Source organism: Micromonospora sp. NPDC050795 (genome assembly GCF_044456785.1).
In the GTDB taxonomy this organism is placed as follows: Bacteria; Actinomycetota; Actinomycetes; order Mycobacteriales; family Micromonosporaceae; genus Micromonospora.
The window spans coordinates 176,116-195,973 of the sequence record NZ_JBITGE010000006.1 but is presented as its reverse complement, the minus strand read 5'-3'; the positions used below and the strand labels follow the sequence as shown (position 1 = coordinate 195,973).

Sequence of the window (19,858 nt, the reverse complement as noted above, 5' to 3'; positions counted from 1 at the left end):
GTGACCAGCGCTAGAGCACCAGGTCGTCCAGGTTCACCGCGTCGGCCATCGCCTCCGCGCCCCTGTCGTTCAGGTGCATGCCGTCGCCGCTGTCCAGGGCCGGGTGGATGTGGTCGGGGGCGCGCGGATCCGCGACGGCGCTCGCCACATCGAAGACGGCGTCGAAGGCGTCCGTCGTACGGATCCAGTCGTTCACCTCGCGTCGGGTGGCGAGGCCCGCCGGCGTGCTGATCTCCGGGCCGGCGCCCGCGAAGGGGCCGATGGTGGCGACGACGATCCGCAGACCGGCGCCGTGGGCGCGGTCGGCCAGCGCCCGGAAGCCCTCGACGAGAGCGTCGGCGGTGACGGCCGGCTCGCCCAGCATGACCGGGAGACCGAGGTCGTTGATTCCGAAGTGGACCAGGACGTGGGTCAGGGCGGGGATGGAGAGGACGTCAGTGTCGAAACGCGCCAGCGCGTGTTCACCGACGCCGTCGCGCAGGAGACGGTTGCCGGCGATGCCCTGGTTGACCACCCACCCACGCTTCAGACGCCGGTTGAGGACGTCGACCGAGCGACGATTCGCGCTCGTCGTGGTGCCGACGCCTTCGAACCAGGAGTCGCCGAAGGCAACGGCGACAGCGGTGTCCCGGGGGGCGAGCACGTCGACGCCCGCGAGGTGGTACCTGGCCTCGACCTGCTCGGCCCCCACCAGATCGGGAGAGGTGACGTGATTCCCGTCGACTATCCGGGCGACCTCGGCCGGCTTGTGCGAATGGGTGGCCAGACCGGTCCGCTCCGGAAGGTAGAGGCTCAGCACCAGATCCGTGCCGGCCGCGACGGGGATGCCCACCGGGTCGGTGACCGCCTCCTCACCCGCCGGGATGACGTGACGCTCCGCGCCGTCGACGGTGAGAGCGACCCACTGGCCGCCAACGGCGACAGTGGCAGCCCCGATGGTCAACGGGGTGCGGCCGTAGCGGTTCGTCAGCCGTACCCGGAAGGCCTCCCCGCCGCCGGCCAGGTGCAGCACCTGACGGACGGTCTGGTCGGCGAAGCCACGGGGTTCGCTGAACTGGAGCTGCCCGTACGGGCTGAGCAACCCGGTACGGAGCCCGGCGGTCCAGATCATGGCTGGTCCAGGTCGGTGGTGGTGCCCTCCTCCATGCTGATCACTGATTCGATCAGCGAGAAGAAGGTCTGGATGCCGGGCAGGTTGGCGCCCCGGCGGCGGGATTCGGCGTAGTCCTCGGACGAGGCCCAGAAGACGATGTCCAGCCACTCGTCGGCCGCCAGCCGGATCAGTCGCGCACCGAGGAAGCCGTCACGGTCGGCCTGGAAGTCACGCAGCATCGCCGGCCGCGCGGCCAGCAGGGCGTCCGCGTGCTCGGCGGGGACGCGGAAACGGGTGATTTCGACGGTGGTCATCGTGCCTCGATCCGTTCGGGTTGGGAGCCGTCGACGCCCAGCATCAGCCTGAGCTGGGTCAGGAGGACATCGCGGAAGTCCGCCGGTGCCGGCGTGGGGTGGTGCTGGACGCGAGAGATGATCAGACCGGCCAGCGCCGAGAGCAGGAGGTCCGTCACCCCCTCGGCGTCGTGGGCCAGCGTGAACACACCCCGGGCAGCGCCTTCCCGGACGGCGGCCAGGAAGGGTGCCCGGTACCGCTCCTGCACGGTGGCGCTGTAGTCGCGCAGCTCGTCGTCGCGCATCGCGGAACGCCCGAACTCGACCAGAACCTGCCGGGTCTGCTCCGAGTTGTGCAGGCTCCGGTCGACCAACGCGACAAGTCGTCGCCACGGATCGTCCTCGGCGGTGGAGACGGCTCGTAGGGCCTCCACCTCCCGGTCGGTGAACACCTGCATCGCCTCGATGATCATGTCTTCGCGGGAGCCGAAGTAGGTCTGGAGGGTGCTGATCGCCACCCCACCGGCAGCCGACACGTCCGCGAAGCGGGTGTTCTCGTAACCGCGGGTGGCCAGGACGCCGGCAACGGCGTCGAGAACGGCATCCCGCTTCTCTCCGCCCGCGCGCCTCTTCCGTGTCGGCATGACAATACGGTACGACGGTACCGGCAAGACCGCGAAGGCCCGGCCGCTCGCGTGACCCGAAACACCACAAATAAATCTTGGACAGTTTCCGTCTTGTCTGAACGGAAACTGTCCAAGATCTGGAGCGTCGGAACGAACGGCGCCACCCGAAGGATCAGACGGCGCGGCGGGGCTACTCCGTGTTGGAGGCGGCCTTGCGCGGGGCGGCCTTCTTCGCCGGAGCCTTCTTCGCCGCCGTCGCCTTGGCAGTGGTGGTCTTCTTCGCGGCCGTGGACTTGCTGGCGGCAGCCGTCCTCTTGGTGGCCGTCGCCTTCTTCGCGGGCGCCTTCTTCGCCGCCGCCTTCTTCCGCGGCGCCGGACCCTTGGCCCGCTTCTCGGCCAGCATCTCGGACGCTTCCTCGATGGTCAGCGCCTCCGGCGTCTGCCCACGCCGCAGCGACGCGTTGAACTCCCCGTCGGTCACGTACGGACCGAAACGGCCGTCCTTGATCACCATCGGCTTTTCGGTCGCCGGGTCCACGCCCATCTCGCGCAGCGGCGGTGCCGCGGCTCGCCGTCCACGGGCCTTCGGAGCGGCCAGCAGAGCCAGCGCCTCGTCCAGACCGACGGTGAACATCTGGTCCTCGGACTCCAGCGAACGGAACTCCTCGCCCCGCTTGACGTACGGGCCGTAGCGACCGTTGTTCGCGAAGATCTCGACGCCGTCCGGCGCCACACCGATCAGCCGGGGAAGGCTGAGCAGCTTGAGCGCCTCCTCCAGGGTCAGCGAGTCCGGGGTCTGCGTGCGCAGCAACGACGACTTCCGCTCGCCGCTGGACACGTACGGGCCGAACCGGCCGGACTTGAGCACGATCGGCTCGCCGGTGCCGGGGTCGTCGCCGAGCTTGCGCTCGCCGCTGCCGCCCAGGAACAGCTCGTGCACCTTCTCCGGGGTCAGCTCGTCCGGCGCCAGGCCCTCGGGGATCGGCGCCCGGTCACCCTGGGTGCCGCCCTCCTCGCCCTCACCGGAAGCCGCGGCCCGTGCCGGCTGCTCGCCGCCGGGCAGCTCCCGTTGCAGGTACGGCCCGTAGCGGCCGACCCGCACGACGACCTCGCGGCCGTCGTCGTCGGTGAAGAGCGGGATGGAGTTGACGCTGCGGGCGTCGATGTCGTTGAGGTTCTCGGTGACCAGCTTCTTGAGCCCGCCGGAACGAGCGATGTCCTGGTCGCCGGCACCGTTGGAGCTGCCGAAGTAGAACGCCGTGAGGAAGTCGACCGCCGCGTGGTCACCGCCGGCGATCTCGTCCAGCTCGTTCTCCATGGTGGCGGTGAAGTCGTAGTCGATCAGGCGGGGGTAGTGCCGCTCCATCAGCCCGATCACCGCGAAGGCCAGGAAGGTCGGGATCATCGCCTGGCCGCGCTTGGTGACGTACCCCCGGTCCTGGATCGTCTGCATGATCGACGCGTAGGTGGACGGGCGGCCGATGCCCAGCTCTTCCAGGGCCTTGACCAGCGACGCTTCGGTGTAGCGCGACGGCGGCTGGGTGTGGTGGCCCTGCGCGGCCAGCTCGTCGGCGGTCAGCCGCTGGTCCTTGACCAGGGTTGGCAGCCGGCGCTCGGCGTCCTCGGCCTCGGCGTTCTCGTCGTCGCTCGACTCGACGTAGGCGCGCAGGAAGCCCGGGTCGGTGATGGTCTTGCCGGTCGCGCCGAAGTCGGCTTCCTCCTGGGAGGTGGAGACCGCCCGGATGCGCACCGACACGCTGGAGCCGACCGCGTCGGTCATCTGCGAGGCGATGGTGCGCCGCCAGATCAGCTCGTAGAGCTTGAACTCCTCGGCGGACAGCTCCTTGGCCACCTCACCCGGGGTACGGAAGTTGTCCCCCGCCGGGCGGATCGCCTCGTGCGCCTCCTGCGCGTTCTTCACCTTGCCGGTGTAGCGGCGCGGCTCCGGCGGAACGCTGCGCTCGCCGTAGAGCTCGACGATCTGTCGGCGGGCCGCCGAGATGGCGGTCTCCGACAGGTTGACCGAGTCGGTACGCATATAGGTGATGTAGCCGTTCTCGTACAGGCGCTGCGCGGTGCGCATCGTCTGCTGCGAGGACAGGCGCAGCTTGCGGGCCGCCTCCTGCTGGAGGGTAGAGGTGATGAACGGCGCGTACGGGCGACGGCGGTAGGGCTTCTCCTCCACCCGGGTGACGGTGAACGGCCGCCCCTCCAGTCGGGCCGCGAGACCCCGGGCGCCACTCTCGTCGAGGTGCACGACGCCAGCGCCGGCCCGGACGCGACCGGTGGTCGGCTCGAAGTCCTTACCGGTGGCGATCCGGTCGCCGTTGAGAGCGATCAGGGTGGCGTTGAACGCACGCGGGCCCTCACCGGCGTCGGCCACCGCGAGGCTGGCCAGGATGTCCCAGTATTCGGCGGTGCGGAAGGCCATCCGCTGCCGCTCCCGCTCGACCACGATGCGGGTCGCCACGGACTGCACCCGGCCCGCCGAGAGCCGCGGCATGACCTTCTTCCACAGCACCGGGGAGACCTCGTAGCCGTACAGGCGGTCGAGAATCCGGCGCGCCTCCTGGGCGTCGACCAGATCGCGGTCGATCTCCCGGGGGTTGGCCACCGCCGCCTGGATCGCCGGCTTGGTGATCTCGTGGAAGACCATCCGCTTGACCGGGACCTTGGGCTTGAGCGTCTCGACCAGGTGCCAGGCGATGGCCTCGCCCTCACGGTCCTCATCCGTCGCCAGGAAGATCTCGTCGACTTCCTTGGCCAGCTTCACCAGCTTGCTGATCTGCTGCTTACGGTCGGCGGAGACGACGTAGAGCGCCTGGAAGCCGTTGTCGACGTCCACCCCGAGCCGGGCCCAGGGCTCCTTCTTGTGCTTGGCCGGCACGTCGGCGGCGTTGCGGGGCAGGTCGCGGACATGACCGAAGCTGGCCTCCACGACGTACCCCGGGCCGAGGTAGCCCGAGATCGTCTTGGCCTTCGCCGGTGACTCGACGATGACCAGACGGGTGGTTCCAGCGTTGCTCGGCACGTCTCTCCCCGACCTCACTCCTGCTCGTGGCCCGCCGGCGCCCGGACAGCGACCGCTTTCGACCCCGCCGTCGCACCGGCGGTCCGGATGTCCAACGTAACGCGCCGCCCGCGTTTCGGGTTTCGCGGGCCGCAAACCGCTTCGACGCGGCTGTCGACGCCACTCCGCCGCGCTCGGCACTGCCGGACGGCGCCACCGTACACCGTGGGTAGGGCTCGAAGCGGGTCACTGTGACGATGGCGGGCCCACGACCCGCCCGTTTTCCGCCTGGATCGACCCGCCGTCTGTCCGGCACCAGACACCCGGCCGCACCGTCTCAAGCCGCCACCCAACCGGGTCGATCATGCACTTATGGTGGGCGTTTTAGCTCCGGACGGGCAATACGTCCCCCAGCACAACTCCATGATCGACGCGATGAGGGGTGGGTCAGGTTGGCCAGGCTTCGGGTGGTGTCGCGGGCGGCGGCCCGCCGACCAGCTCGGCGAGCCGCGCCAACCGGCGGCGGCCGGTGATCCGGTACGCCGGCCCGCCCTCACCCGGGCCGAGCAGCGCCCCGGCCAGCCCCGCCGAGGCGAGCGCCACGCCGATCGGCTCCCAACACTCCTGGTCGTCGACGCCCAGGCGCAACAGGAAGCAGTCCGGAGGCTCCGGCGTCCCGGCGGCGGCGAGCCACAGCCGCAACCGCCGACCGGTCAGGTGGAACGCGGCCGGCGGACGCTTCGTCGTGCCGTGCAGCCAGGCCGCCGCCAGCGGCTTCAAGATCCGGGTGTACGACGTACGAACAGCGTGTCGCCCGCCCTCGGTCGGCTCCCAGCTCGCCGCCAGCCCACGCGACGCCAGCTCCGCGACGAGCACGTGCACCCGCCAGGCGGCGTCCACCTGCACCGAGAGCCGGGCTGTGCCGCCCATCCGGACCACCTCGGCCGGCCCGGCGAGCAGCCCGGCCAGGTCGGCGACGGTCGGTTCGGCCGCATCCGCGCCGAAGAAGACAAGTTGCCGGCCCGCGTCGTCCGTGTGGGGCGGGCCGTTCCGAACCGGGCCGTCCGGCGACGAGCGGTCCTGCGGCGCGCCGCCACGGCGTCGCCCGGGAGTGGGCGTGTCGGACTCGGGTGCGGGAAACAGCGCCGGGGGCGGCTGTGCCTTCCCGGTGTCACCGAGCCCGCTCAGCGACACTCCGGCACCTCGTCGAATGCCTGTTTCAACTCCTCGGAGTTGAGCTTGCTGGTGTCCAGCGCGCCGGCGTCGTACTCCTTGTTGAGGGTCTCCACGGCGGCCCGCACGCCGTCGTAGAAGGCCGTCGGCTCGCCGGTGCCCAGGCCGTCGATGGTGTCCCGGGCACGGCCGTACGCGTCCCGCATCTTCCCCAGGGAGCTGCGGAAACCCGCGGAGATGGCCTCGCCGTTCTCCGCCTCCGGGATGCCCGCCTTCTCCACCTTGCGGCGCGCGGCCTCGCTGGCCTGCTCCGCCCCGTCGAAGAGCCGCACCAGGTTCTCCTTGGCCTGCGCCGGCGTGGTCTGCGCGGTCATCTGCTCGTCGGTGCTGCTGGTCAGCTTGTTGATCTCGGAGCGCCACGGGGTGAGGGCGCCACAGACCGAGGCCGCCCAGGCCCGTGGGCTGGGGCCGCCGCCGCAGCCGGCCAGAACGACGATCGTGGCCAGGACCACCGTGAGCTTTCCGGCGGCAGACGCCCGGCACGTACGCATGCGTTGCAGCGTACGGCCTTTGGCCAGGTGTGGCATCGGGCCGGACGGCCGGGGTCCCCGGTCGACAAGCCACGTCGACCGGGGACCCCGGGCCGTTCCTGGATCAGGCGTTGACCGTCTCCGGGCGGTGGTCGGTGCTGCCCGCGCCGGTGTTGCCGTCGGCGTCCGAGTCGGACATCGCGATGCCCTTACGCTTGCTGAACACCACCGACGCCACGATGATCAGCGTCGCGACCAGCGCGATGCCGACCCGCAGGCCGACGTTGCGGTCGTCGCCGACGCTCCAGGCCACCACGGCGGGCGCGATCAGCAGCGAGACCAGGTTCATCACCTTGATCAGCGGGTTGATCGCCGGGCCGGCGGTGTCCTTGAACGGGTCGCCGACGGTGTCGCCGATGACCGTGGCGGAGTGCGCCTCGGAGCCCTTGCCCCCGTACGCGCCGTCCTCGACCAGCTTCTTGGCGTTGTCCCAGGCCCCACCGGAGTTGGACAGGAACACCGCCATCAGGGTGCCGGCACCGATCGCGCCGGCCAGGTACGCCGCGAGCGCGCCGGGCCCGAGGCCGAAGCCGACAGCGATCGGCGCCAGGATGGCGAGCAGGCCGGGGGTCATCAGCTCGCGCTGCGCGTCCCGGGTGCAGATGTCGACGACCTTGCCGTACTCCGGGCGCTGGGTGCCGTCCATGATGCCGGGCAGCTCACGGAACTGCCGGCGGACCTCCATCACCACGGCACCGGCCGAGCGGGACACCGCGTTGATGGCCAGCCCGGAGAAGAGGAAGACCACCGCCGCACCGATGATCAGGCCGACCAGGTTGCGCGGGTTCGCCACGTTCAGCGAGTTGAGGATCTCCGTACCGACGTCACCCACGCCGGCGTCCGCGTACGCGCTGCGGAGCGAGTCGGTGTAGGAGCCGAACAGCGCGGTCGCCGCGAGGACCGCCGTGGCGATCGCGATGCCCTTGGTGATCGCCTTGGTGGTGTTGCCGACGGCGTCCAGCTCGGTGAGCGTGCGAGCGCCGTGCTCGTCGAGGTCACCGGACATCTCGGCGATGCCCTGGGCGTTGTCGGAGATCGGCCCGAAGGTGTCCATCGCGACGATCACGCCGACAGTGGTGAGCAGGCCGGTGCCGGCCAGCGCCACCGCGAACAGCGACAGCGTGATGGAGCTGCCGCCGAGGAGGAACGCCCCGAAGACGCCGGCGCCGATCAGGAGCGCCGAGTAGACCGCCGACTCCAGACCGATGCTGATGCCCGCCAGGATGACGGTTGCGGCACCGGTCTGCGAGCTCTTGCCGATGTCCTGCACCGGTCGCCGGTTGGTCTCGGTGAAGTAGCCGGTCAGCGCCTGGATCGCGGCGGCCAGCACGATGCCGATCACGACCGCGCCGATGGCGACCAGCCGGGGGTTGCCAGGCGCGTCGGTGAGCCCGCTGTCGAACTCGCCGAACGTCGCCGGGAGGTACGCGAAGGCGGCGACAGCCACCAGCACCGCGGAGAGCACAGCCGACAGGTAGAAGGCCCGGTTGATAGCGGTCAGGGCGTTGCGGTCGGTCGCACGCAGCCGGGTGATGAAGACGCCGACGATCGCGATCAGCACGCCGATGGTGGAGATGATCAGCGGGAAGACCAGGCCCTCCTCGCCGAACGCGGCGCGGCCGAGGATCAGCGCGGCGACCAGCGTGACCGCGTACGACTCGAACAGGTCGGCAGCCATGCCGGCGCAGTCACCGACGTTGTCGCCCACGTTGTCGGCGATGGTGGCGGCGTTGCGCGGGTCGTCCTCGGGGATGCCCTGCTCGACCTTGCCGACCAGGTCGGCGCCGACGTCGGCGGCCTTGGTGAAGATGCCGCCACCGACCCGCATGAACATCGCGAGCAGGGCGGCGCCGAAGCCGAAGCCCTCCAGCACTGTCGGCGCGTCACCCCGGTAGAGCAGAACGACGAGCGCGGCACCGAAGAGGCCGAGGCCGACGGTGAAGAAGCCGACGACACCGCCGGTCCGGAACGCGATCTTCATGGCTGCCTCGCGGCCGCCGGCCCGCTCCCTCGCGGCGGCGGCCACCCGCAGGTTGGCTCTGGTGGCCAGCCACATGCCGGCACCGCCGATGAACGCGCTGAACAGGGCGCCCACCACGAAGAAGAGTGACCGGCCGAGCTTCACCGCGAGCTCGCTGCCGTCGGTGTCGTGCACCGGAAGCAGGAAGAGCAGCACGACGGCGATGACCACGAAGATCGCCAGGGTGCGGAACTGTCGGAGCAGGTAGGCCGAGGCGCCCTCCTGGACGGCCCCCGAGATCTCCTGCATTTTCTCGGTGCCCTTACCAGCGGCCAGCACCGTTTTCGTCAGGGCGGCAGCGAAACCAAGTGCCACCAGCGCGACAACCGCGGCGATGACGACGTAGGTGACATTGCTTCCGGTAAGGGAAAGCCCGCCGCCGTCGGCGGCCAAGGTCTCGGACATCTGTGTCCTCCTGTTACCGAACAATCGCGCCGGTGAGTGGAGACGCACTGACCGACGCCTGGATGCGGACTCGCAAGCGCGCGCCAACCCACCAGCGGACCAGCGATGAACACCCATACCCGCTGGCTGCGGGATAGGTCACTTGCTGACAACCCGGGTACTGTAGCCCTCCACAGTGTTGGAGGTCACACCCAGGTGGCACCGTGTCGCGATGATCTTCGTCGCTGTGTTATGAAACGAAATCTGATATAGGGCCCGATCCATGCAAAGAAGGCCGCATCCCCAGCAGGGGACGCGGCCTACGCAGCGGAAGTGGTCAGCGGCCGACCGGCCACACCATCCGCACCTCGGTGCCGATGCCCTCGTCGACCGGGCGCACCTGGAGGTCCTCGACGAAACCGGCCAGCAGCGCGAAGCCGACGCCGGTGGTGAGCGCCTCATCGGTCAGCGACTCGTTGGCCAGCTCGTCCGGCGGCAGCGCGGTCAGACCGATACCCGCCTCGATCGGCGCCCGGTCCACCACCCGCACGGCGTACGAGCCACCGTCGGACATCTCGACCAGCACCGGGTCGGCCAGGCCGTACTGCCGATGCAGGGCCACCGCGCGGGTGCACGCCTCACCGATGGCCAGGCGCACCTCGTCCAGCAGGTCCTCCCGCACCCCGGCCCGCCGGGCGACGGCGACGCCGACCAGGCGGGCAGTGCGCACGTGCACCGGAGCGGGCGAGAAGGAGAGCTTGACTGTCGCCATCACGCGTCGGCGCCCGCCGAGTCGGCGCTGACCGCCGCGTCGACCGTCGGGTGCAGCGGAAACACCTGGTCCAGCGCGGTGATCCGGAAGATCTTGAGCAGCGGCTCCTTGTCGCAGACCAGCGCGAACGAACCGCTGGCCGAGCGGAGCCGCTTGAGCGCGCCGACCAGCACGCCCAGCCCGGTGGAGTCGAGGAAGTCCACCCGACCGAGGTCCACCACCACGTGACGGGCGCCACCGTCGATCAGTTCGAGGAGTCGCTCACGGAGCCGGGGCGCGGTGTAGACGTCCACCTCACCACCGACCTCGAGCACCGTGTGCTCGCCCACGGTGCGGGTCGCCAGTGACAGCTCCATCGGTCCTCCTCGCCAGAGCCGTAAACTCTCGTGGGCATCTAACCACTACCGCCTGGGCGGCCTGCGGACGCCAGCGGAGGCTTCCCCTTACCCCGGTGTCCGACTTTTCATCTCCGAACACCAGTGCGAGAGTGCAGGGCGTGACCTCCAACGACTTCAGCTCCGCGCGCGGCACGCCGCGCCACGACCTGGAGTCGTCGTCCGCGGCCACCGTATCCGCTGGTCCCGGCACCGGGCCAGCGCCCGCCGACCTGCTGCGCCGGCTACGCGCCCGAGGCGCCGCCGACCCGGTCACCCACGTCGAGCGGGTCCCGGCCCGCGCCGGGGTGCCCGCGCCGTGGCCGTCGTGGGCACCGGCGGAGTTGCGCGCGGCGTTCACCCGACGCGGCGTGGTCGCGCCGTGGCAGCACCAGGCCGAGGCCGCCAACCTGGCGTACGAGGGCCAACACGTGGTCGTCGCCACCGGCACCGCGTCCGGCAAGTCGCTGGCGTACCAACTGCCCGCCCTGGCCACCCTGCTCGCCGACCCCCGGGCCACGGTGCTCTACCTGGCACCGACCAAGGCCCTCGCTGCGGACCAGTTGCGCGCCGTCTCCGCGCTGGAGCTGGAAGGGGTACGCCCCGCCTGCTACGACGGGGACACTCCGCGCACCGAGCGGGAGTGGATCCGGCGGCACTCCCGGTTCGTGCTGACCAACCCGGACATGCTGCACCACGGCATCCTGCCCGGGCACGCCCAGTGGTCCGGCTTCCTGCGCCGACTCGCGTACGTGGTGATCGACGAGTGCCACACGTACCGGGGCGTGTTCGGCTCGCACGTCGCGCACGTGCTGCGTCGGCTGCGCCGGCAGTGCGCCCGGTTCGGGGCCACCCCGGTGTTCGTGCTCGCCTCGGCGACGTCCGGTGACCCGGCCACCGCGGCCGGGCGGCTGACCGGGCTGTCGGTGACGGCGGTCACCGAGGACGCCTCCCCCCGCGGCGGGGTCACCTTCGCGCTCTGGGAACCGCCGCTGCTGCCACCCGACTCGTCGGCCTCGACCCCGGTGCCGCCGCAGGCGACGGGCGAACACGACGAGCTCCACCAGGTCCGCCGGTCGGCGCTGCGCGAGACCGCGGACCTGCTCGCCGACACGGTCGCCGAGGGGGTACGCACCCTCGCCTTCGTCCGCTCCCGCAAGGGCGCCGAGGTGGTGGCCACCAACGCGCGTCGAGCGCTGGACGACGCGGTTCCGGGGCTCGGCGACCGGGTGGCCGCCTACCGGGGCGGCTACCTGCGGGAGGAGCGGCGCGAGCTGGAACGGGCGCTGCTGCACGGCGACCTGCTCGGCCTGGCTTCCACCAACGCGCTGGAGCTGGGCGTGGACCTGGTCGGGCTCGACGCGGTGCTGATCTGCGGCTACCCGGGCACCCGGGCGTCGCTGTGGCAGCAGGCGGGCCGTGCCGGGCGTTCCGGGCAGGAGGCCCTCGCGGTGCTGGTGGCCCGGGACGACCCCCTGGACACCTACCTGGCGCACCACCCGGAGGCGATCTTCGGCGCGCCGGTGGAGGCGACGGTGCTCGACCCGGCCAACCCGTACGTGCTGGCACCGCAGCTGGCCTGCGCCGCGGTGGAGGCGCCGCTCACACCGGCCGACCTGGCGCTCTTCGGCGAGGGGGCGAAGGAGGCGGTCGACGAGCTGGTCGCGGCGGGGGCGCTGCGGCAGCGGCCCACCGGTTGGTACTGGCGGCATCGCGAGCGGCCAGAGGTGGACCTGCGCGGCGAGGGCGGCGCCCCGGTCGCGGTGGTGGAGTCGTCGACCGGCCGGCTGCTCGGCACTGTCGACGGCGGCTCGTCGCACTTCCTGCTGCATTCCGGCGCGGTCTACCTGCACCAGGGCGTCTCGTACGTGGTCGACCAGCTGGACCTTGCCGACGGTTGCGCGCTGGTACGCGCCGAGGAACCGGACTGGTCCACCCACGCCCGCGACGTCACCGACCTGTCGGTGGTGTCGGTGCGCTCCTACGTGGACGCCGGCCCGGTGGGCATGTTCCTCGGTGAGGTGGATGTGACCAGTCAGGTGGTGTCGTACCAGCGGCGGCGGATCGCCACCGGCGAGGTGATCGACACCCGGCCGCTCGACCTGCCCACCCGGGAGCTTCGCACGGTGGCGGTCTGGTTCACCCTGTCACCGCAGTCGTTGGCCCTGGCCGGGGTCCAGCCGGCCGACGTGCCGGGTGCGCTGCACGCCGCCGAACACGCCGCGATCGGCCTGCTGCCGCTGATGGCCACGTGCGACCGGTGGGACATCGGCGGGCTCTCCACCGCCCTGCACCCCGACACCGAGGCGCCGACCGTCTTCGTCTACGACGGGCATCCGGGTGGCGCCGGGTTCGCCGAGCGGGCGTACGGGACGGCGGCGGCGTGGCTGCGGGCCACCCGGGACGCGATCGCGGAGTGCGGCTGCGAGGCCGGTTGCCCGTCCTGCGTGCAGTCACCGAAATGCGGCAACGGCAACAATCCCCTCTCCAAGCCGGACGCCATCCGGGTGCTCGACGTGGTGTTGGCGAACCTGCCGGACTGAGCGGCTTGCATGAATCGGCATGGCACGGGGCACAATGGTGTGGGAGCGCTTCCATCGATGCCCATGTTGCCGACCGCCCCCGTGCCCGAGGAGAAGCCGTGGCCGACACCATCGCCGAAACCGTCGACCTGCTCTACACCATCGACCAGGACAATCTCACCCTCGACCAGCAGATCGCGCTGGGGTCGGCACTCGCCGCCCTGGCCCAGGCGGAACGGCTGGAACAGATCAACGAGCGGCTGCGCGGCATCCACCAGGTGCTGAACACCGCGGCGCTGCGGGCCGCGAACTCCGTCGACAGTCGCTGACGTCCTCCGGAGTGGTCCTGCCCGGGCACCAGTGACCACTCCGTGCTGGGTAGCCGTCCGGCGACCTCGACGGCTACCCAGCAGCAGCTGATCATGGGCGGCAGGGGACGCGACGGTTGTCGGGCTGTGCGAGACTCCGGCGCACCAACCCCCGGAGGAGTACCCATGCAGCTCGACAACGTGCAGGGCCAGCACCAGTTCCACATCCGCCAGCGACTGCGCATGATGGTCAACCAGTACGAGGTCCGGGCGGTCGCCCCCGACGGCACCGAGGGTGAGCTGCTGGCGTTCGCGCAGCAGAAGCGGCTCGCCTTCAAGGAGCAGGTGACCATCTACACGGATGATTCCAAGCAGCAACCTCTGCTCGGCTTCAAGGCCCGCCAGCGCATCGACCTCGGTGCCACGTACGACGTCACCGACGCGGCCGGCAACCCGATCGGGCTGTTCCGCAAGGACTTCGCCCAGTCGCTGCTGCGCTCCACCTGGCACGTCGAGCAGGCCGGTCTGCCGCAGGTGACGGGCCAGGAGCGGAGCATGCCGGTGGCACTGCTGCGTCGATTCGTCGACTCGCTGTCCTGGCTGCCGTACCACTTCGACTTCACCGCGGGCGGTCAGCCGGTCTTCACGGTGGTCAAGAAGTGGGGCCTGCGCGACAAGTACGTCGTCGAGGTGCAGAACCCACAGATCGACCGTCGCCTGGTCATCGCGATGGCCGTCGCCCTCGACGCGCTCCAGGCCCGCTGACACACCCGGCCCGGGCCACGGCAGCGCGGCGACCCTCCACGATCGCCGTAGCGGCCACTCAATCCTCGGCTGCCGGCCGGGACCTGGACCTCAACCAGTCCCGGCCGGCGGGCCGCAGGCACCCTGGCTCCCGGGCGATGGACCGTTGAACGGCACTGCCAGGCGGTAGGCCGTTGCACCGCGCCGCCGGGCGGCAGGCCGTTGGTGACCCGGCACCCTGCCCCCGGATGTGGTCCGCTCCCCCTTTGGAGCTGATGTCGTAAACGCATCACGCCTGGTGGCGTCGTAACCGATTCAGCTCCGCAGCGCCCACCAATCCCCGAGTGGCCTTAGGGCTGTTCCATGAGAGCCGTCGAGCCGAGGCGGAGTCCGGGCGGCGATCCGGCAAGCCACAGGCCATACCCTCCTCGCGCTACGTCTGGCACTGCGGCGATGGTGAGCAGAGACGCCCCCGTGTGGCTGAGCCACGCGGCTCAACCACGTACCGGGCCGGCGCGGGCGCTCGCCGTAGCCACCCGGGTCAGGCCGGGTAGTGGCGTGAACGCCACCTCGACCGTCACCAGCACGTCCATCCCGTCGAGGTGACAGCCGACCAGCCGGCCATCGTTGCGAACGGCGAGGTCGGATGCGGACGCGCAGGCCGCAGCCTCGCCGTCGAGCGCCCGCGCGGCCCCGGCCAGCGCGCCGAGGTCGGCTGCTACCGCCGCCCGCTGGCTCGCCATTCCGGCGGCGACGACGGCGGCGCCGAACGTCCCGAACACCACGAAGACGAGCCCCGTCGCCAGCAGGAGAACCGTAGCGCCACCTCGCTGCCGGTCCAGCCGGCCATCAATGTGCTCCCCGGAAGCCGGTGGGTGACCGGCGCGGGGTGACGGATCTCTTCGCACTACCAACTCCCCTCGTGCGCGCCCGGTTCGACGGCGGCGACTGCGGTGGCGACCACGGTGATCCGAGGTAGCCGGCCACCCAACGTCCGGACGGGTGCCCGTACCGTCGCCCGCACCCGGTCGCCGTCGACGGACACGGAAACCGCCGCACCCGGCGGCGCCGCGCTGACACCCTCCGCGCCGCCGTCCGCGCCCCGGGCGGCGGCGAGCGCAGCCTCCCGGGCCGCGTGCAGGCAACCCGCCTGTGCGCTGACGGCGTTGACAGCGGTCAGGCCGGCCAGCAGGAGCAGAAGCAGCGCCGGCAGGCCGGCCGCCAGTTCGGCGGTGAAGGACCCCCGGTCCCCGCCAACGGTCCGCGGGAGGACGCGAAGTCTCCGCCCGTCGCGTGCCACCAGCCCGGGAACACTCGAACCTGGATCGCGGCCGGCCTGCCGGCGCTCGATCACTTCAGTGCCCGGTCGATGACTGCGGTCAGTGCCGACTGGACGTTGCCGGAGGTCAGCACCTTCAACAGGATCCCGGCGAAGGCGACCGCGGCGAGGGTGCCCACGGCGTACTCGGCCGTGTTCATCCCGGCATCGCCGCGCAGGCGGGCGATGAGTTTGCGCATGACTGTTTCCCTTCTCGATGGGTCAGAGCACGTCGCCGAGAACGGCGACGATCACCGGCACGAGTCCGGCGAGAATGAAGGCCGGCAGGAAGCAGAGCCCCAGCGGCAGGACGATGAGCACACCCGCCCGGCGGGCCGATGCCTCGGCAGCGGTGGCCCGGTCGGCGCGCAGGTCGTCGGCGAGCCGGGTCAGCGCGCCGGCCAGGGCGGCACCACTGTTCGCCGACCGCAACGCCGCTGCGGTCAGGCGCTCCGCGCCGGGCACCCCGTCCAGCGCGGACCATGCCTCTGCTGGGCCACCACCGAGCAGCAGCGTGCGGCCGACCCGGGCCAACCGGCCGGCGAGCGGCCCGTCCAGTGCCTCGGCGACGGCCAGTACCGAGCGATCAACCGGGGCGCCCGCCCGCATCGCCGCGGCCAGCAGGTCGGCGGCGAGCGGTAGGTCGGCGGCCTCCTGCTGCCGCCGCCGACGCACGGCGGGCGACTCGATCCGCCGCAACAGGATGTCGAGCAGGAACGCGGCCGGGATAGCGCCGAGCAGCCCGAGCCAGCCCTCGACGACGATGGCAACGGCGAGCCCAGCCAGCACCGCCACGAGCCGGATCACGTCCGGTCGCCGCCCGGCTGGGCCTTGGGCGGTCATCCGGCCCGCCCCGGTGCCGCGCCCAGCCGTTCCGCCCAGAGGAGGCCCCCTACCTGAAGGGCGACCGCGACAACCGCGCTGGCGCCACCGACCGAGCTGTGCAGGAGCACCGCCATGGGGTCGACGCCGATGCCGTACCCCAGCCCGATCCCGCCAACCGGCAGGGCCGCCAGTAGCCAGGCCGTGGCCCTGGCACCGGCCGCCTGGGCTGCCGCTGCGGCCAGACCCCGGTCGGTCGCCCGAGCGTCCGCCTCGATCCGCTCCAAGAGCTCCGCCAGCGGAGCACCGGTCCGGTCGGCCAAGCGCACCGCCGCCGCGGTCAGCTGACGTAGGCGGCTCCCCCCGTCACTCCCGACGGCCGTGACGTCGAGCACGTGTGGGACGGGCAGGCCGGCTCGTAGGTCCGCCGCGAGGCCGCAGAGCTGGTCCAGCCCTCGTCGTCTGTCCCGCTCGGCGCTGCGGTTCACTCGCCAGCGCAGCGCGGCGCGCACGGCCAGCGTGCCGTACCCGGCCATCGCGACCGCAGCCACCGGACCGCCGACCACAGCACCCACCCCGCCGCAGAGCAGACCGACCACCGGCAGCACGCGGGTCGTCGATCGCGAGATGCGCACCGACGGAGGCGTACCCGACCTTCTCCCGGTCGCGCCGACGCGCCCGTGGGCGCGGCAGTCGTCGATCGCGCACCCGTCGGATGGGCCGCCTCGACAGCCGGTGTCCAGGTCGCCGTGCCCGTCTGCGGTTGCCGGGCCGGAGACGTCGTTCCGACCGGCCGTGTCCACGCCGCTGACACCGATCGTGATCGTGGCCGCCGACACGCCCGGCTGCCGTTCGGCATCGAGCATCGTGGGGGCCACCACCCCCGGGCGGGTGGTGCCGGTCGGGCGTCGGGGATCCCGCCGGGCCGGTGGGCGCGTCGGCCCCTCCGGACGTGTGAACCCGTCCGCCGCTCCCGGCCAACTCGGGCTGCGGGTGACGTCCCGGTCGGGCCAGCCGAGTGCCGTCCGTCTGTCGTTGGCACCCACGGTGGCACCCGACTCGCCCGCGATGCCGACCGGATGACCCTTGGTCGGGGCAGCTCCGGTGCCGTCGACCGGCCCGTCCGCCGTGCGACCTAGTTCCCTGATCCACTGCACCAGGGCGTCATCTGGATCAACACGGCCGGCCATCCGCTCCGGTGCCAGCACGCGACGGCGACGGGACCGGATGCTCCGCACGGGCCACGCCACCAGGGCGGCGGCGACAAGGAGCAGCGTCGCAACCAGCATCGTCTCGGCGGTCATGCCGGACCCGCCGACCCGGGCCATGGTTCGCTGAGGATGGGTGGCACCGCCACACCGCGCTCCCGCAGCAGCGCCCCGAGGGCACGGGCGGCAAGCCCGAGCCCGCTGCCGCGCACCCAGGCGGGCACCACCGTCACCATGCGTTCGGGTCCCTCGGGCAGCAGCAGGCAGACCGATTCCAGGACGCGACCTCGGTCGCTGCGTCGTACCTGGAACAGCACCTGCAACGCGGCGGCCACCTGGGCGTGCAGCGCGGCGCGAGGCAGCCCACCCAACATGCCGAGGGCCTCCAACCGGGCCGGCACGTCCGACGGTGTGTTGGCGTGCAGGGTGCCCGCACCCCCGTCGTGGCCGGTGTTGAGCGCGGCCAGCAGGTCGACCACCTCGCCGCCCCGGCACTCCCCGACCACCAGCCGGTCCGGGCGCATCCGCAACGCCTGCCGGACCAGGTCCGCCAGGCTGACCACGCCCGTCCCCTCCACATTGGCGGTACGTGCCTGGAGCCCCACCACGTGCGGATGCCCCGGACGCAGCTCGGCGGCGTCCTCCACCAGCACGATCCGTTCGGTGGCCGGCACCATCCCCAGCAGGGTGTTGAGCAGGGTCGTCTTGCCCGACCCGGTGCCCCCGGTCACCAGGTACGCCAGCCGGGCCGCCACAACGGCGGCGAGCAGTGGTGCCAGCGGTCGCGGCACGGTCCCCTGGCGCACCAGCTCGTCGAGGGTGAACGGCCGGTGCCGGAAGGTCCGCAGCGAGAGGTAGGGACCTTCGGTCGCCACCGGCGGCAGCACGGCGTGCAGTCGGGTGCCGTCGGGAAGCCGCGCGTCCGCGTACGGGGAGCCGTCGTCGAGCCGCCGTCCCGCACTGGCGATCAGCCGCTGCGACAATCGACGGACGTCCTCCACCGAGCCCACCGGGACGGCGACCTGGTGCAGCCCCGACCCGCGGTCGACCCAGACCCGGACGCCGTTGACGAGGACGTCGGTGACCTCCGGGTCGGCGAGCAGCGGCGCCAATGGCCCGGCGCCGACGAGGTCGTCGCGCACCCGGTCGGCGATCCGCAGCATGGCGGTGTCACCGAGCACTGCGGCGGCGGGTTCGGCCCGTACCGCGGAGACGATGGCCGCCGCGGTGACCGGGGTGGCGGCGGCGGCGATCCGCTGCCGTACGCGGGCGGCGAGCGTGCCGTCCTCCGGCCCGGCGGTCACGCCGCACCCGTGACCGGCGCGCCGGTGAGGTCGGTGACGATCCGTTGGCAGAGCACGGCCAGTGGGCCCCTGCCCCCGGCGGCCGGAGCCTCGCCCCGTTCCAGCCGACGGCAGAGCTCCGGCTCGGGGCGCAACGTGCCGGCCAAGGGGAGGCCCAGCGCCCGTGCCACCTCGGACGCCCGCAACCGCCCGGGTGCGGGCCCGCGCACCACCACCGAGAGTGCAGCGCAGTGCGGGGCGGCCGCGGCCACCACCCGAGTGGCCGCCGCGGTGGCACGCAACTCGGCCGGCACGACGACGAACGCCTGGTCGGCGGCTTGCAGCGCCACCACAGCCGCATCGTCCAACTGTCGGGGCAGGTCGATCACCACGAAATCCCGCCCACGCCGGGCCGCGTCGACCGTCGCCGCCATCGCCGTCACCGGCAGCGGCAGCATCTCGCCGCGGTCCCAGGAGAGCACCACGAGGTCACCCCGGCTGGGCAGGGCCTGCACCAGCGCCGGGGCGTCCACCCGTCCGTCTGCGCTGGTGAGCGACGGCCAGCGCAGGCCCTCCAACTGCTCCCAGCCCAGCACGAGGTCGAGGCCACCACCGAGCGGGTCGGCGTCGACCAGGAGGGTGCGCAACCGGGCTCGGGCGGCGGTCACCGCCAGACCACCGGCGAACACACTCGCCCCCGCACCTCCCCGACCACCGAGGACCGCGACCACACGGGCGCCGACGCCGGCCGGACGATCCGGATGATGTTCGGCGAACCGATCCACCAACCACGGCTCCGCGGCCGGCAGCGTGGCGACGTGCTCGGCCCCGATCAGCTCGGCGATCTGCCAGCCAGGGTCGAGCTGACCAGCCCGGCCGAGCAGCACCAGCCGAGGGCGCTGCGGCAACCGCGCGCGCAGGCAGGCCTGCGCCTGGTCGGCGCCGAGCAGCACCAGGGGCGCGGGAAGCCACCGGGTGCGGGCGGCCGCTGGGTCGCGGGCGAGTTCCACCTCCGTGCCGCCGACAGCGGCGAGCCGGAGCACATCGTCGAGCAGGTCGTCGTCGCCGGTGACGACCAGCGGGAGCCGGCGGATCGGCGGAACCGTGGTACGGGGTGGCATCGCGGCCTCCAGCGGTCGGGCTCTGGTATGCCGCCGACCCTGCTCGGAATCCACCCCACGAGCCGTCCCAATCCCGTCGCCTGTGGACAACCTGGCGGCCTGTGGAAAACCGCCGCCGAGACAGTTGATCTGCTACGGATGCGGGCATCGCCGCAGCTACGGGCGCTGCGGGAAAACCGCGAGGCCGCTCCCGAAAG

At 72.0% G+C, this 19,858-nt stretch carries 19 protein-coding genes; 3 read left to right on the top strand and 16 right to left on the bottom strand.

Going from position 1 to position 19,858, the window contains the following annotated elements; genetic code table 11:
- Positions 1–10: 10 nt before the first annotated feature.
- From ACIBEF_RS07995 to ACIBEF_RS07955, 9 genes are all read right to left on the bottom strand, one after another.
- Entirely contained in the window at positions 11–1,111 is a 1,101-nt protein-coding gene (locus tag ACIBEF_RS07995) for a GDSL-type esterase/lipase family protein (RefSeq protein ID WP_396792209.1), read from the bottom strand.
- Positions 1,108–1,407 carry an antibiotic biosynthesis monooxygenase family protein gene (locus ACIBEF_RS07990; protein ID WP_396792207.1) on the bottom strand — a complete coding sequence of 100 codons (300 nt, stop codon included), beginning with the start codon at positions 1,405–1,407 and terminating at the stop codon, positions 1,108–1,110. Before ACIBEF_RS07990 ends, ACIBEF_RS07995 begins: the two co-directional genes overlap by 4 nt.
- Positions 1,404–2,030 carry a TetR/AcrR family transcriptional regulator gene (locus ACIBEF_RS07985; RefSeq protein ID WP_396792205.1) on the bottom strand — a complete coding sequence of 209 codons (627 nt, stop codon included), beginning with the start codon at positions 2,028–2,030 and terminating at the stop codon, positions 1,404–1,406. Before ACIBEF_RS07985 ends, ACIBEF_RS07990 begins: the two co-directional genes overlap by 4 nt.
- 172 nt (positions 2,031–2,202) lie before the next feature.
- Complete coding sequence (gene topA / locus ACIBEF_RS07980) at positions 2,203–5,043, bottom strand: type I DNA topoisomerase (protein ID WP_396792203.1); 2,841 nt, start codon at positions 5,041–5,043, stop codon at positions 2,203–2,205.
- Positions 5,044–5,469: 426 nt separating this feature from the next.
- Complete coding sequence (locus tag ACIBEF_RS07975) at positions 5,470–6,216, bottom strand: hypothetical protein (protein WP_396792201.1); 747 nt, start codon at positions 6,214–6,216, stop codon at positions 5,470–5,472.
- A complete protein-coding gene (locus tag ACIBEF_RS07970; RefSeq protein ID WP_396792197.1) occupies positions 6,207–6,746 on the bottom strand; it encodes a hypothetical protein in 540 nt (179 codons plus the stop codon). The genes ACIBEF_RS07975 and ACIBEF_RS07970 overlap by 10 nt, the downstream gene beginning before the upstream one ends.
- Before the next feature lie 103 nt (positions 6,747–6,849).
- A complete protein-coding gene (locus ACIBEF_RS07965; protein WP_396792195.1) occupies positions 6,850–9,210 on the bottom strand; it encodes a sodium-translocating pyrophosphatase in 2,361 nt (786 codons plus the stop codon).
- A gap of 316 nt (positions 9,211–9,526) precedes the next feature.
- Positions 9,527–9,964, bottom strand: coding sequence for an ATP-binding protein (locus ACIBEF_RS07960; RefSeq protein WP_030334228.1), 438 nt, complete (start codon positions 9,962–9,964; stop codon positions 9,527–9,529).
- The gene (locus tag ACIBEF_RS07955) at positions 9,961–10,317 is read right to left on the bottom strand and encodes an STAS domain-containing protein (RefSeq protein WP_355004901.1); all 357 of its coding nucleotides are present in this window, start codon (positions 10,315–10,317) and stop codon (positions 9,961–9,963) included. Before ACIBEF_RS07955 ends, ACIBEF_RS07960 begins: the two co-directional genes overlap by 4 nt.
- A 188-nt stretch (positions 10,318–10,505) precedes the next feature.
- Between ACIBEF_RS07955 and ACIBEF_RS07950 the strand changes: the two genes are divergently transcribed.
- From ACIBEF_RS07950 to ACIBEF_RS07940, 3 genes are all read left to right on the top strand, one after another.
- Positions 10,506–12,878, top strand: a complete 2,373-nt coding sequence (locus ACIBEF_RS07950) for a DEAD/DEAH box helicase (RefSeq protein WP_396792246.1) — start codon at positions 10,506–10,508, stop codon at positions 12,876–12,878.
- A 98-nt stretch (positions 12,879–12,976) separates the two neighbouring features.
- A complete protein-coding gene (locus ACIBEF_RS07945; RefSeq protein ID WP_357198402.1) occupies positions 12,977–13,186 on the top strand; it encodes a hypothetical protein in 210 nt (69 codons plus the stop codon).
- A gap of 165 nt (positions 13,187–13,351) precedes the next feature.
- Complete coding sequence (locus tag ACIBEF_RS07940) at positions 13,352–13,930, top strand: hypothetical protein (protein WP_396792192.1); 579 nt, start codon at positions 13,352–13,354, stop codon at positions 13,928–13,930.
- A gap of 473 nt (positions 13,931–14,403) precedes the next feature.
- On the opposite strand, the gene ACIBEF_RS07935 is transcribed toward ACIBEF_RS07940, so the two are convergent.
- From ACIBEF_RS07935 to ssd, 7 genes are read right to left on the bottom strand one after another with little or no spacing between them, the layout of a single operon-like run.
- Positions 14,404–14,817 carry an Rv3654c family TadE-like protein gene (locus tag ACIBEF_RS07935; protein ID WP_396792190.1) on the bottom strand — a complete coding sequence of 138 codons (414 nt, stop codon included), beginning with the start codon at positions 14,815–14,817 and terminating at the stop codon, positions 14,404–14,406.
- Complete coding sequence (locus tag ACIBEF_RS07930; RefSeq protein WP_396792188.1) at positions 14,817–15,209, bottom strand: TadE family type IV pilus minor pilin; 393 nt, start codon at positions 15,207–15,209, stop codon at positions 14,817–14,819. Before ACIBEF_RS07930 ends, ACIBEF_RS07935 begins: the two co-directional genes overlap by 1 nt.
- A gap of 50 nt (positions 15,210–15,259) precedes the next feature.
- The gene (locus ACIBEF_RS07925; RefSeq protein WP_081883916.1) at positions 15,260–15,427 is read right to left on the bottom strand and encodes a DUF4244 domain-containing protein; all 168 of its coding nucleotides are present in this window, start codon (positions 15,425–15,427) and stop codon (positions 15,260–15,262) included.
- 22 nt (positions 15,428–15,449) lie between these two features.
- Positions 15,450–16,070 carry a type II secretion system F family protein gene (locus ACIBEF_RS07920; RefSeq protein ID WP_396792186.1) on the bottom strand — a complete coding sequence of 207 codons (621 nt, stop codon included), beginning with the start codon at positions 16,068–16,070 and terminating at the stop codon, positions 15,450–15,452.
- A complete protein-coding gene (locus ACIBEF_RS07915) occupies positions 16,067–17,377 on the bottom strand; it encodes a type II secretion system F family protein (RefSeq protein WP_396792184.1) in 1,311 nt (436 codons plus the stop codon). The genes ACIBEF_RS07920 and ACIBEF_RS07915 overlap by 4 nt, the downstream gene beginning before the upstream one ends.
- Complete coding sequence (locus tag ACIBEF_RS07910) at positions 17,350–18,561, bottom strand: TadA family conjugal transfer-associated ATPase (protein ID WP_396792182.1); 1,212 nt, start codon at positions 18,559–18,561, stop codon at positions 17,350–17,352. Before ACIBEF_RS07910 ends, ACIBEF_RS07915 begins: the two co-directional genes overlap by 28 nt.
- Positions 18,558–19,661: a septum site-determining protein Ssd gene (gene ssd, locus ACIBEF_RS07905; protein ID WP_396792180.1), complete on the bottom strand. Its 1,104-nt coding sequence runs from the start codon at positions 19,659–19,661 to the stop codon at positions 18,558–18,560. Before ssd ends, ACIBEF_RS07910 begins: the two co-directional genes overlap by 4 nt.
- Positions 19,662–19,858: the final 197 nt, after the last annotated feature.

Excerpts from the sequence above, each read along its gene's own strand:
- ACIBEF_RS07995 (WP_396792209.1), bottom strand. The coding sequence starts at position 1,111 with ATGATCTGGACCGCCGGGCTCCGTACCGGGTTGCTCAGCCCGTACGGG.
- ACIBEF_RS07990 (WP_396792207.1), bottom strand. The coding sequence starts at position 1,407 with ATGACCACCGTCGAAATCACCCGTTTCCGCGTCCCCGCCGAGCACGCG.
- ACIBEF_RS07985 (WP_396792205.1), bottom strand. The coding sequence starts at position 2,030 with ATGCCGACACGGAAGAGGCGCGCGGGCGGAGAGAAGCGGGATGCCGTT.
- ACIBEF_RS07970 (WP_396792197.1), bottom strand. The coding sequence starts at position 6,746 with ATGCGTACGTGCCGGGCGTCTGCCGCCGGAAAGCTCACGGTGGTCCTG.
- ACIBEF_RS07965 (WP_396792195.1), bottom strand. The coding sequence starts at position 9,210 with ATGTCCGAGACCTTGGCCGCCGACGGCGGCGGGCTTTCCCTTACCGGA.
- ACIBEF_RS07955 (WP_355004901.1), bottom strand. The coding sequence starts at position 10,317 with ATGGAGCTGTCACTGGCGACCCGCACCGTGGGCGAGCACACGGTGCTC.
- ACIBEF_RS07940 (WP_396792192.1), top strand. The coding sequence starts at position 13,352 with ATGCAGCTCGACAACGTGCAGGGCCAGCACCAGTTCCACATCCGCCAG.
- ACIBEF_RS07925 (WP_081883916.1), bottom strand. The coding sequence starts at position 15,427 with ATGCGCAAACTCATCGCCCGCCTGCGCGGCGATGCCGGGATGAACACG.
- ACIBEF_RS07920 (WP_396792186.1), bottom strand. The coding sequence starts at position 16,070 with ATGACCGCCCAAGGCCCAGCCGGGCGGCGACCGGACGTGATCCGGCTC.
- ACIBEF_RS07915 (WP_396792184.1), bottom strand. The coding sequence starts at position 17,377 with ATGGCCCGGGTCGGCGGGTCCGGCATGACCGCCGAGACGATGCTGGTT.
- ssd (WP_396792180.1), bottom strand. The coding sequence starts at position 19,661 with ATGCCACCCCGTACCACGGTTCCGCCGATCCGCCGGCTCCCGCTGGTC.